Genomic DNA, 12,373 nt, shown 5'->3' with positions numbered 1-12,373 from the left:
CCTTATTGCATCACTGGCGCCTGACGGCTGAGGCACGCGAGCAGGCACGTAGGGTCGAGGACCTCTTCGTTCACGTAGACACCGCGTTGCTGATCGTAGGAGCGGATGAACACTCGAACCGTGGCATCCGCTACCGTCGGCAATCTTGAGTCGTAGAATTCATGCTGGCTCGAAATGGGGATGAAGTCCTGAGGCGCTGTCGGGATGTACGACCCTGGCGGCACCGTGCTCAGTGACGGTGGCACGGGGTGAGCGAAGGGTTGGTCGGCTCCGTAATAGTTGAACTCACTGCTGTAATCGCTAGTGGGTGTCAGGCTGTCGTCTGCGTGAGCGCCAGTTGTGGTGATCAGGCAGAGGGCGAACAGTAGCCTTGGATCGGTTTTTTTCATGGCAGCACCTGTGAAAACGGTTTTTTCCGCATTTCCCCAAGGCCATTAACTATAGCTGCCGTACGGGGAACGCGTTCGCGATGCCCGGATTACAAGATTTGAACAAAGACTACATGGGAGTTTTCAAAACGCTGATCTAGACTCGTGCCGGTCAATCAAGACCCCAGTCTGGAGCGCGCAATGGAAATGCCGACAAAAGAAAAAGCCATCGCCAGCAACCGCGATGCCTGGAATGACTCCGCCCGACACCACAAAGACACCCCCGAATGGCAGGCCCGTTTGACGGCGGTTGGTTGTAGGGATTTTTGCTGCATGGACGACACCCTCCGAGGTTTGCTGGAACAAGTGGGTGTCGACGGCAAAGACGTGGTGCAACTGGGCTGCAACAACGGCCGCGAAAGCCTGTCGATGTTTGCACTGGGTGCCCGCAGCGTCGTGGGTGTCGACCAGTCCGAGGCCTTCCTCGATCAGGCGCGGGAACTGGCATCACGCTCGCCTCATGCGCCTGAGTTCATCGAGGCAGACATCCATCACCTGCCGACTGAACTTCATGGCCGCTTCGACGTGGCCCTGATCACCATCGGTGTGTTGAACTGGATGCCGGACATCGGCGAATTCTTCCGCCATGTCGCGCAAACCCTCAAGCCCGGTGGCAGCCTGGTGGTGTACGAAACCCATCCCTTCCTCGAAATGTTCGACCCCGAGTCAGCCGATCCGTATCGACCGGACAGCTCGTACTTTCGCAGCGAACCTTTCGTGCAGGACCAACCGATCGTCTACGAAGGCAAAGTCGACCAGCAGGCGGCTTCGTCCTACTGGTTCGTCCACACCCTGGGCGCAATCTTCACCGGCGCCATCGACGCCGGATTGCAGATCAGCCACTTCAAGGAGTACCCGCATTCCAACCGCGAGGAACTCTATGATCGGTACGAGCAGCAAACGGCGCAGTTGCCGTTGTGTTTTACGTGGGTGGCAGTGAAGACCTAAAGCCGCGTCGCCTGCATCGCGAGCAGGCTCGCTCCCACATTTGATCTCCATGAGACACAGATTGTGTGTACGACGAAAATCTACTGTGGGAGCGAGCTTGCTCCGGGCGGCGTTCCGACGATGAACGATAACGCGGTGCCGCTGCCGTCCGCTATCCTTGCTCCACGCACATCGAACGGTTTTCCCCATGCTTTCGGTCCAAGGCGTCTTCAAAAGCTACGCCACTCCCCAGGGTCCTTTAGTGGTTCTGCAAGGTGTCGACCTGACATTGAAACCCGGCAGCAGCCTGGCGTTGATGGGGGAGTCGGGCAGTGGCAAGAGCACCTTGCTGCACCTGATTGCCGGGCTGGACAAGGTCGATCGCGGCAGCATTCGCAGCGGCGAACATCGGCTGGAGCAGATGAGCGAAGGGCAACTGGCGAACTGGCGGCGGACCGAAATCGGCTTGGTGTTTCAGCAGTTCAACCTGATCGGCAGTTTGCGCGTGGAGGACAATCTGGCATTTCAGGCGCGACTGGCGGGGCGCCATGATCCGCGCTGGCAGGCGCACCTGGTGCAACGTCTGGGCCTGGGTGATTTGTTGCAGCGTTATCCGGAACAACTGTCCGGCGGCCAGCAGCAACGGGTCGCGCTGGGCCGTGCCCTGGCCTCACAGCCAAAACTGCTGCTGGCCGACGAACCCACCGGCAGCCTCGATGAAGCCACCAGCGATGAGGTCTTGAAGTTGTTGCTGGAGTTGCTCGACGACAGCCCCACCACCTTGTTGATGGTCACCCACAGCCCTCGAGTTGCCGCGCGGCTGGCCGAAAAAGTGGTGCTCCACGGTGGTCGTCTGGCTGGCGCGGACGAGCGCTGAGGTGCGGGTCTTTCGCGAGACGCTGCGGGCGCTGCTCAGTCATTGGCGACAGCATCCGGTGCAGTTTTTCAGTGTGCTGACCGGGCTCTGGCTCGCCACCAGCTTGCTGACCGGCGTGCAGGCGCTGAACAGCCAGGCGCGCGAAAGCTATGCCCGGGCCAGTCAGTTGATCGGCGGCGAACCCCAGGCCAGCCTCAGTTCACCCAATGGCGCAACCTTCTCCCAACACGTGTTTGTCGACCTGCGCCGTTTGGGTTGGCCGGTGTCGCCGGTCCTGCAAGGTCGGGTGACGCTCAAGGGTCATGACGACCAGCGCTTGCAGTTGATGGGGATCGAGCCGGTGTCGCTGCCCGCCGGTTCCTCTGTGGCCGGGCAGGCGTTGCCGATTGAGCAGATTGTCGAGTTTTTCAGTCCGCCGGGCAGTACCTGGATTTCGCCGCAGACGATGCAGGCACTGGGTCTGCGCGAGGGCGAACGCCCGGTGAGTGTGAGTGGTCAGGCATTGCCGCCGCTGCATGCCCAACCCGATATGGCCCCCGGTGTGTTGTTGGTGGACATCGGCTTCGCCCAGCAGATTCTCGGCCTTCCGGATCAGCTGTCACGCTTGCTGCTGCCGAAGGATTTCACCGCGCACCTGCCTGATCAATTCAAGGGTCAACTGCAGCTCAAGACCAGCGGCGAAGAGAACAATTTGTCGCGCCTGACCGAAAGCTTTCACCTGAACCTCGATGCGCTGGGTTTTCTGTCATTTGTGGTCGGCCTGTTCATCGTCCACGCCGCGATCGGGCTGGCGCTGGAACAACGCCGTGGCTTGCTCAGAACCCTGCGCGCCTGCGGTGTCAGTGCACGGATGTTGATTGCCTGTCTGGCGGTTGAACTGGGCGGTCTGGCGTTGATCGGCGGACTGGTCGGAGTCGCCAGCGGCTACCTGCTGGCCAGCTTGCTGTTGCCGGATGTCGCCGCGAGTCTGCGCGGGTTGTACGGCGCCGAAGTGGTGGGGCAGTTGAGCCTCAGTCCGTGGTGGTGGCTCAGCGGCGTCGGCCTGAGTCTATTGGGCGCGTTGTTGGCGGGGGCCAACAGTTTGTTGCGGGCCGCGCGCCTGCCTTTGCTGGCCCTGGCCGACCCGCAAGCCTGGCATCAGGCTCACGCGCGCTGGTTGCGGCGTCAGGGTTGGGTTGCCGTGATCGCTGCGGTGATCGCACTGCTGGCGTTGATCTTTGGCGACAGCCTGAGCAGTGGCTTCGTGCTGATGGCGGCACTGTTAATCGGCGCGGCACTGGCGTTGCCGGTGGTGCTCAACTGGGTGTTGAACCGGGTGCTGCATCGCAGTCGCTCGGTGCTCGGCCAATGGTTTCTCGCCGACTGCCGTCAGCAACTGCCGGCCCTGAGCCTGGCGCTGATGGCGCTGTTGTTGGCACTGGCGGCGAACATTGGAGCGGGCAGCATGACGGCCGGTTTTCGTCAGACCTTCAGCGATTGGCTCGAACAACGCCTGACCGCCGAACTGTACGTTAATCCGCGAAATCCGGCCCAGGCCAGAGAGCTGCAAACCTGGCTCAAGCAGCAACCCGGACTCACGGCGGTGCTGCCCAACTGGCAAGTGTCGATCCAGTTGCAAGGATGGCCGGCGGAAGTCTTCGGCGTGATCGATCACCCGACGTATCGCCAGCATTGGCCGCTATTGGAAGCCTTGGGTGACAACCCGTGGGACCGATTGGCCAAGGACGACGCACTGATGCTCAGCGAACAACTGGCCCGTCGGCTGAAGGTGCGCCTTGGCGATCACTTGACGATTCCCACACCCAACGGCACATGGTCGCCACGGATCGTCGGCATCTACGCCGACTACGGCAATCCCAAGGGCCACATTCTGGTCAACGTCAACCATCTGCTGCGCGGCTGGCCGCAGCTGACACCTAGCCGTTTCAACCTGCGCATCGACCCGACGTTGATCCCTGCCTTCCAGACCGCGCTGCAAACCCGCTTCGTGCTGGAGGACAGCCGCATCGTCGACCAGGCCCGGCTCAAGGGGTGGTCCACGCAAGTCTTCGAACGCACCTTTGCCGCGACCGCCGCACTCAACAGCCTGACCCTCTGTGTGGCGGGCGTGGCGCTGTTCATCAGCCTGTTGACCCAAAGTCAGAGCCGCCTCGGGCAACTCGCCCCTCTGTGGGCGCTCGGCGTGACTCGTCGGCAATTGATGCTGCTCAATCTCGGGCAGACCTGGTTGTTGGCGGTGCTGACCCTGGTGCTGGCGTTGCCGTTGGGGATCGCGTTGGCGTGGTGCCTGGACACGGTGATCAACGTCCAGGCCTTCGGCTGGCGCTTGCCGCTGCGGGTGTTTCCGCTGCAGCTGTTGCAGTTGATGGGGCTGGCGCTGTTGGCGACTTTGTTGGCGTCGGCGTGGCCGCTGTACTCGCTGTACCGCACGCAACCGGCGGATCTGCTGAGGACGTTTGCTCATGAAGATTAAGGTCGGTGTGTTGCTGTTGGCGTTATTGAGCGGGTGCGATAACTCGGCGCCTGTTGAGAAAGGCTTCGCGGGGCTGGGTCATCAGGCCGCCGCGTTTACCCCGGTGGTGCCCGATCGGGTGTTCAGCTTTCCGGCGGATCACGGTCCTCATGACGGTTTTCGCATCGAATGGTGGTACGTCACCGCCAACCTCAAGGACGATCAGGGGCGCGAGTTCGGCGCGCAATGGACATTGTTTCGCAGCGCCTTGAAAGCGACGCCCGAAGTAGCGGGCTGGGGTAATCAAATTATCTGGCTTGGCCACGCGGCGGTGACATCGGCGACAGTGCATCACGCCGCCGAGCGTTACGCCCGTGGTGGCGTTGGCCAGGCTGGTGTGAGCCTCACGCCGTTCAACGCGTGGATCGATGATTGGCGTTTCAGCAGTCAGGGTTCCGACCCCATGGCGGATCTTCAACTCAGCGCCCGGGACAAGGAGTTTGGCTATCAACTGCGGCTGACCTCCACACGTCCCTTGGTGCTTCAGGGCGACAAAGGCTTCAGTCAGAAGTCCGAACAAGGGCAGGCGTCGTACTACTACAGTCAGCCGTTTTTCCAGGCCAGCGGCACGCTGGAAATCGACGGCAAAACGTATCAAGTCAACGGCCCGGCCTGGCTCGACCGGGAATGGAGCAGCCAGCCCCTGACCGCCAACCAGACGGGCTGGGACTGGTTTTCCCTGCACCTGGACAGTGGCGAACAGGTGATGCTCTACCGCATGCGGCAGAAGGACGGCGCGCCATACCTCACCGGCACCTGGATCGACGCTCAAGGCCAGACGCAGTTACTGCACGCAGCCGACATCAGCCTCACACCGCAAGACACCGCCAAAGTCGCCGGACGTTCGATGCCGGTGCGCTGGTCGATCAAAATCCCCGACAAACACCTCGACATCACGATCAGCGCGCTCAACCCCAATGCGTGGATGGCTTTGCGCATTCCCTATTGGGAAGGGCCAGTGCAATTGAGCGGCAGCCATAGTGGGCAGGGTTATCTGGAAATGACCGGGTATTAAGTCGGAACTCTCGGCAGAGCGATGGCCTCCTAATTCTAGAAGCCCGTTCACCGGAGACCGCCATGAGTGAAGACCTAAAACCGCCTGACCTTGATTCGTGGCAGCGCCTGTTTGAAGACAAGGCCTACTGGCAACAATCCCCCGACGCCCATTACACCGAACTGCTACGAGTGGCCGACGACTTGCTGGGGCAGGGCGCCATTGACCTGGAACAGTGGCAAGCCTTGAAGGCCAAGGCCGATCAATCCCATAAAGATTCGCCTGCCGTTAACGTCGCCCAGGAGGTTGACGATCCCGAAGCCTGAGGAGAACCCACATGAAACCAACGACCCCCACTGAGCACCCTGACGAACCGCGGCCACCCGGGGAAGTCGAGCGCGACAACGACGCCCTGCGCCCGACCGACCCGACCCGACGCAAGGAAAGCGGCAAGGGCACAGACAGCGGTGAATCCACCGCACAAGAAACTGCGAAAACTCCCTGATCAGCGTCTATGCTCATCTGCGCAGAGGGCGCTGGACGGTGGTTCAGCGCTCGTTGCTGCCTCCAATTCACAGGGAATGTACGCTTATGAAACTTCACGCACTGACCAAAGCCATCACCCTCGCAACGCTGCTGTCTGCCGCCAGCCTTAGCGCCATGGCTGCGGACATCCCGCTGTCTGCCGTTGTGGAGGCGGATCAGATCACCACCAAAGTTGTCTCGGTCGATGCTGCCAATCACCAGGTCGTCCTGGAGGGGCCGGAAGGTCGTCAGGTCCATGTGCAATTGACCGACAAGGCCAAAAACCTCGGCAACTTGAAAGTCGGCGACCAAGTCGATGTCAAGGTTACCAGCGCTGTCGCCGCCTACCTCGACACCGATGTCGACAAAGGCCTGCCAGGCAGCGTCGAACGCGCTGGCGAAGTCCGCGCAGCTCCCGGCAGCGATAACCCGGGCGGCGAAGCCTACCGTCAGGTGCAGGTCCAACTGAAAATCACCAAAATCGACGTGAAGAAAAACCAGGTAACCTTCGAAAACCCCGCCGGCCAGTCGAAGACCGTTGACGTCGTAAGACCCGAAGTTCAAGCGAAATTGAAAGATCTGAAAGTTGGACAGAGTGTCGTTGTGACCTATACCGACATATTGACAGTGACCAGCAAGCACTGAAGTTGAGTATTAACTCTATACATTGATTGTTCTTGTACAACTTTTTGTATAAGAACAATCAGTTTTAATGGTCTAACTGGTGAGTTTTGGCGGTCTGTAAAATAGTATTTGGGCCGACATTTAATCAAAGTTGTTTCGATAAATTTCATGTTCATATACGCGGACATATTCGAAAACTTCAATTAAAATACTTCCCGTTCGCCCAGTGTCAGGGCTCTTTACCGGTGCATGGATTGCCAGGCCATTACACTGGGCGAACACCTTCTCGAAGTGCGGTTCACCTGCAGCAATACGTTAAGATGCGCGGCATTTTGCAGATCAAGGAAGAAACGGCTGCCGCCGTTCTGACACGGATGAAACCACTCTCCCTCTACCACCCGGCGCTCTACTGGCTCCGAGTGTGGCAAAAAAGACTGTTCCGGCAATTGGCCTGGCGTTTCTCTCGCAAGCAATACGCTGTTTCGCTGAACACCGTCTCCCGATTGCCATTTCGCTACCTCAAGCACACCTCCAAACTGATCCGCAAACTCGGCAACTCCGATCTTGCCCTGCAACACAACAAAGTCATCAACCTGAAACTGGCTGTCGCTTCGATGGACGGCGTCGTCATCGGCCCTGGCGAGTATTTTTCATTCTGCCGCCTCGTGGGTCGGCCCACCCGCAAACGCGGTTATGTCGAAGGCATGGAACTGTCATTTGGTGAAGCACGCAGCGGCATCGGTGGCGGGATCTGCCAACTGAGCAACCTGATTCACTGGATGGCGATTCACTCGCCACTGATCGTGGTTGAACGGTCGAACCACAGCTTCGATCCCTTTCCTGATGAAGGGCGGGTACTGCCATTCGGCTCCGGGGCTGCGATCTTTTACAACTACATTGACCTGGTGCTGCATAACCCGACCGATCGCCATTTTCAGTTGAAGCTCAATGTCGCCGAGCAACAGTTGGAAGGGGAGTTGTTATGCGATCAGGTGAGAGAGTTTCGGTATCACGTTTATCAACTTGGGCATCGGTTTGTGCGAGACGGTGGCCGGGTTTTTCGCGAGAACGAGATATGGCGGGAGGTCAGGAGCAAGGGGCAGGAGAGTCAGGTGTTGAAGAGTGAGCAGCTTTATAAAAATCGGGTGGTGGTTAAGTATGAGGTTGAGGAAAGTCTGCTGACTTGAAATGCATAAAACGGGCGATCATTGGATCGCCCGTTTTTTATTTAGCGCAAAGCCGTGCAGAAACGCGCCATTGTTATAGAGGCATCGGCTTGAGATCTGCGCAGATCATAAGTATTCGACATGGCTCAAACGATCCAGGCTGTCCCCTAAATAGAATGAAAACGGTCGTCCAAGCGCTTCGCCTTTCTTGGCACATAATGCCTCCATCCCGCTTTGGTCTGTGCGACCAAGTTGGCCCGGATGTATCGTCTGTTGTCCGATAGAGCCAAATTCAAGTGCTATCTGGTCGACCACCATCCACGTTCTGCGATTATCGGGAGTGGTAATAGACGTCGAGGGTGAAACGTTGACCAGTCCGCTGTGAATCGCGTTCATCAGCGCTGGATCTTGAAAGCGCCAGTGAGCGCTCACCTTGGCGGGGCGTTCGTTGGTGGTCAGTAGCGTCACGAACGCGTTTTCACGGGTCTTCAAATTCGGTTCATAAGCCGTGATTCGTAAGGCAGGGTTGGGTAAAAGATTGGCGGACAACTGGCATTTAACTTCGTCCCCAATGCCATATTTGAAAGCGCTCGCCATCTTTTGAAAGCCATCGCCCCAAATGCTTGCCAACTTGCTGGTGAGCTCTATTTTCGGTTGTATATCGAGAATGAAATCAATGGTTCTGGCCTGCTCCCGCTCAGGTGCGTCACCCTTTTCCTCGGCGAGATCGAGACTTAGTTTTCGCGAACTGGCCTTGCGAGCCTGGATGACCTCATCAAATACCGCGCGTAGCGTGTTGCGTTCATCGTCGCTGAGCGAACTATCGGCCAAGCGGAGCAGGATCAACTTGTCTTGATCTTTAACTCGCTCCAGCACCACCGCGTCGGGATCAATACCACGCGCTGAAACGGCGTCGAAAATCAGTTTTTTGTATTTTTCATGGACCAGGGTATCGGTGTATTGAGGCCCGGAAGCAGGATCCGAGCGCACCGTGTCCGGGAAGTGCAAGGTGGCGAAGTCTTCTTTGCAGCCGCTCAGCAACAAGGTCAATGTGAGCAAGTAAAGTTTGAGGGAATTCATGACTGTTCCGCTAATGGGTGTTAGTTGACGGTGAAGTACTCAATGAAACTTTGTCCCTGAACGAAGGCTTTCTCGATCTCGATACTTTGCTCTTTCAACGCGGCGCTCGGTTTGGCCCATTGTTCCGGTGGCAGCGGTTTTGACCAGTCTGCAATCGAATCGGGCAAGGCTTTCATGCTGAAACGATGGTCCCATTCTGCTACCCAGTACGGAAAACGCCACCAGGTTATTACGTGGGACACATACCACCAGCCAACCCCGAAAGCGGAACGCTCGTTGTGTTGGTACTCCTCTAGCATATCTGCCTGCTCTTGATCGAAAGTATGGCGACCCTCGTAAGGTGCTTTATCTGGGCAGTATTGCGGTCCCTTTTCCATGTAGACGCGGATTGCTTCCCACTTACCCAAGCCATGAGTTGGGGTCATTACACCTTGGTTTATAAAGTGCACGGTATCGGCTTTCAGGTCGTTGAAAGCCATGCCGAATGTATAAGTGCTCATGACGCCTACACCGGTAACACCAGTGCTGACCGAGAGCCAGGACACCATCCCTTCCCATGGCTGAATCACAGGCTCATCAGACCCGTCCGCGAAAAAACAGACCTCACGGCGTTGCCTGTTGAAGCGTATAGGACGGGTTTGAGATTTTTTTCTTGTCGTGCTTATAACGACGTACAAACCAAGGGCTGCGAACGCTGTTCCTCCCCATCCTGAAATATATAAACCCGACTCAAAGAACGCGCTGAAATACCAAGAGAAATCACGCCCAAATGGATTGTTGAAGGTCGAAAAGCCCATGATCGTCGGTAAAACTAATAGACAGGCAATTATAAAACCCATACAAAGGCCGATCATCGCTCTTGCCTGAAATGCCTTGCCAAAGTTACTGCAACCTACATCGAGATAGGAATCATTGACCTCGATGAAGCTACCCCCTAGATCCATTGGAATCTGTCCGGTAGGAACCGGCAATGGAGAGAGGAACAATGCTTCGCCTGTGGGAAAACGACGAGTTTCCCCAGCGACAGGGCGCTGCTTTTGAATATCGAGCTCGTCGTACTGCGTAGATTTGGGTGTCATGCAGGATAACCATGAAATGTGTTAGGCCTAGGACGCGTCCACTGCAGGCTCTTTATCCGGTTCGGCAAATTTCACCTTGAAGTAATCCAGCAGGTTCTGGCCTTTGGCGAAGGCCTTCCGGATTACGGCGCTCTCCTTGAGCAACGCTTCGCTCGGCATAGCGTGTTGCTCGAGGGGGAGAGGTCTTGACCATTCCAGTACTTCTTTAGTGAACGCGGCTTTGGGGCGGTTATTGATCCAGGCTGCGATGTAACAAGGTATCGTCCAGCCACTGAAAAACTGAATGATCAAAAATCCCCAGATATACCGTAGGAATGAATGATGAGAACGGTATCCTTGTCTACACATATGGAAATACGCGACTGAGCCTGCTTCGAATTCATCTGATTGCCCCATGGGTAACGCTTGAGGCCCTTCCTCCATATAGACACGTATGGCCTCCCACTCAGCTATGGCTTGGTTCAAATTTCCACTTGGAACACTGACCCAAAGCACATCGCCATTTTTGTCGCGAAGTCCGATCATTAGTTTAAACTCGGGGATTACAGCATATTGAATGATCAGCTTGCTAACTGAAACGCTCGCGATAACTTCTTCCCACGGCACATAACGAGGGGACATTCCTTTCTTGGGAACAAAAACAACTTCCCGACGTTGGCGATTGAAGCGTATGGGAGGTTGATTGCTGGGTTGGCGAATTGCAAAGAAGAATACGCAAAGGTAAAGAGTGCCAAGCGCTCCCACAAAGCCCCAAACCGCAATGCTTGTAAAGAAATCCAGCCAACTGCTCCAAAACGGCTCTACATCTTTCCTTAGCCAAGAGCCAAACCCCGTTGTAAAAAAAAGAAAAATCAACAGGAACATCACCGCCCCAATTCCTGCTCGGGCCATAAACTCAAAACTTCCTCGAGAAATGGCAAAGTCTAAGAAAACTTCATTGGCATAGCGGTGCAGCTGGCGCGCACTGAAAGGCAGCACCCCGGTAGGTACCGGCTTTGGTGATAAATAGACTGTCTCAGTACCCGGTTCTCTCTCGATATCGCCTGCCTTAGGCAACCGATCGTATTTATTCTTCAAGGGACAGGACTCGTCAGGTGGTGGACTCGGGTTCTTGAATTGGTTCTGCAAATTTCACCTTGAAGTAATCCAGCAGGTTTTGCCCTTTGGCAAAGGCCTTCCGGATTTCAGAGCTCTCCTCGAGCAACGCTTCGCTTGGCATAACGTGTTGCTCGACGGGGAGAGGTTTTGACCACTCTAGGACTTCTTTAGGGAAGGCGGCTTTGGGGCGGTTGTTGACCCAGCCAGAGATGTAGCACGGCAAAGTCCAGCCGCTGAAAAATTGAATGACCAGAAAGCCCCCGACGTAGCGTAGAAGTGAGTGATCCGTGCGGTAGCTACGTCGACACAGGTGGAAAAAGGGAACGCTGCCTTCTTCAAACTCTTCCGTTTCATCAGATGGCAGCGCGAAACTTCCCTCCTCCATGTACACGCGGATCGCCTCCCATTCGGATACGGCCAGACTCAGACTGCCGCTTGGCACTACGGACCACAAGACATCGCCGCTGGCACTATCACGCAAACCGATCATTAGCTTATATTCGGGCATCACCGCATATTGAGTAATGAGCCGGCCAGCGGATACACATGCGATTGCCTCCTCCCAAGGAATATAGCGTGGTGCGGCACCTTTTTTAGGTACGAACACAACCTCACGGCGTTGTCGGTTAAAGCGGATAGGAGGGTGAATAGTGATCTGACGGACGGCATAACAAAAAATACAAACGTAAACGGTGGTAAGACACCAGATGAATCCTTGGACGAAGGCGTTTGTAAAAAAATCTATCCAACTAGTCCAAAAAGGCTGCACGTCTCTTCTCAGCCACGAACCAAAACCGGATACAAAAAGGAAGAAGAGGGTGATGAACATTACCGAGCCGATGCCTGCACGAGCCATGAACTCGAAATTTGCACGCCCGACAGCGAAGTCTAGATAAACGTCGTTGGTATCTTTATGTAATTGGCGGGCACTGAATGGCGGCATACCTGTAGGGACTGGGGTGGGTGATAGGTAAACAGTCTCTACGCCGGATCCGTTTTCAAAGTCTCCCGCACGGGGTAGTCGACTGTATTCACGCATCGTGGACACGGCTGATCAGTTCCA

13 protein-coding genes are annotated in these 12,373 nt (G+C 56.4%); 8 read left to right on the top strand and 5 right to left on the bottom strand.

The window, feature by feature from the left end; all coding sequences use genetic code 11:
• Positions 1–2 precede the first annotated feature (2 nt).
• Positions 3–389, bottom strand: coding sequence for a hypothetical protein (locus tag ACA059_RS20090; RefSeq protein ID WP_497630695.1), 387 nt, complete (start codon positions 387–389; stop codon positions 3–5).
• Between the two features lie 180 nt (positions 390–569).
• Here ACA059_RS20090 and ACA059_RS20085 point away from each other — a divergent pair, with 180 nt between their 5' ends.
• The 8 genes from ACA059_RS20085 (at position 570) to ACA059_RS20050 (ending at position 8,074) form a co-directional block, all read left to right on the top strand.
• Positions 570–1,376: a class I SAM-dependent methyltransferase gene (locus ACA059_RS20085; protein ID WP_497630694.1), complete on the top strand. Its 807-nt coding sequence runs from the start codon at positions 570–572 to the stop codon at positions 1,374–1,376.
• Positions 1,377–1,563: 187 nt separating this feature from the next.
• Positions 1,564–2,232 carry an ABC transporter ATP-binding protein gene (locus tag ACA059_RS20080; protein ID WP_497630693.1) on the top strand — a complete coding sequence of 223 codons (669 nt, stop codon included), beginning with the start codon at positions 1,564–1,566 and terminating at the stop codon, positions 2,230–2,232.
• A gap of 1 nt (position 2,233) precedes the next feature.
• On the top strand, positions 2,234–4,705 hold the full coding sequence (locus ACA059_RS20075; RefSeq protein ID WP_497634701.1) for an ABC transporter permease: 2,472 nt from the start codon (positions 2,234–2,236) through the stop codon (positions 4,703–4,705).
• Positions 4,695–5,759: a lipocalin-like domain-containing protein gene (locus ACA059_RS20070; protein WP_497630692.1), complete on the top strand. Its 1,065-nt coding sequence runs from the start codon at positions 4,695–4,697 to the stop codon at positions 5,757–5,759. Before ACA059_RS20075 ends, ACA059_RS20070 begins: the two co-directional genes overlap by 11 nt.
• Positions 5,760–5,821: 62 nt before the next feature.
• Positions 5,822–6,064, top strand: coding sequence for a hypothetical protein (locus tag ACA059_RS20065; RefSeq protein WP_497630691.1), 243 nt, complete (start codon positions 5,822–5,824; stop codon positions 6,062–6,064).
• A gap of 11 nt (positions 6,065–6,075) precedes the next feature.
• Positions 6,076–6,243 (top strand): hypothetical protein, encoded by a 168-nt coding sequence (locus ACA059_RS20060; protein WP_170206238.1) that lies wholly within the window; start codon positions 6,076–6,078, stop codon positions 6,241–6,243.
• Between the two features lie 86 nt (positions 6,244–6,329).
• Positions 6,330–6,908, top strand: a complete 579-nt coding sequence (locus tag ACA059_RS20055) for a hypothetical protein (protein ID WP_497630690.1) — start codon at positions 6,330–6,332, stop codon at positions 6,906–6,908.
• Positions 6,909–7,261: 353 nt separating this feature from the next.
• Complete coding sequence (locus ACA059_RS20050) at positions 7,262–8,074, top strand: VanW family protein (RefSeq protein WP_497634700.1); 813 nt, start codon at positions 7,262–7,264, stop codon at positions 8,072–8,074.
• Positions 8,075–8,179: 105 nt separating this feature from the next.
• Here the strand turns inward: ACA059_RS20050 and ACA059_RS20045 are convergent, their stop codons facing one another.
• The 4 genes from ACA059_RS20045 to ACA059_RS20030 are packed head-to-tail and all read right to left on the bottom strand — an operon-like array spanning position 8,180 to position 12,349.
• Positions 8,180–9,133 (bottom strand): hypothetical protein, encoded by a 954-nt coding sequence (locus ACA059_RS20045; RefSeq protein WP_497630689.1) that lies wholly within the window; start codon positions 9,131–9,133, stop codon positions 8,180–8,182.
• 20 nt (positions 9,134–9,153) lie between these two features.
• A complete protein-coding gene (locus ACA059_RS20040) occupies positions 9,154–10,212 on the bottom strand; it encodes a DUF6708 domain-containing protein (protein WP_497630688.1) in 1,059 nt (352 codons plus the stop codon).
• Between the two features lie 27 nt (positions 10,213–10,239).
• Positions 10,240–11,289: a DUF6708 domain-containing protein gene (locus ACA059_RS20035; protein WP_497630687.1), complete on the bottom strand. Its 1,050-nt coding sequence runs from the start codon at positions 11,287–11,289 to the stop codon at positions 10,240–10,242.
• A gap of 13 nt (positions 11,290–11,302) precedes the next feature.
• Positions 11,303–12,349: a DUF6708 domain-containing protein gene (locus ACA059_RS20030; RefSeq protein WP_497630686.1), complete on the bottom strand. Its 1,047-nt coding sequence runs from the start codon at positions 12,347–12,349 to the stop codon at positions 11,303–11,305.
• Positions 12,350–12,373 lie beyond the last annotated feature (24 nt).

The organism is Pseudomonas sp. LBUM1647 (genome assembly GCF_059716175.1).
Note: the sequence above shows the minus strand (reverse complement) of the source record. Positions and strands in the feature narration are given on the sequence as shown.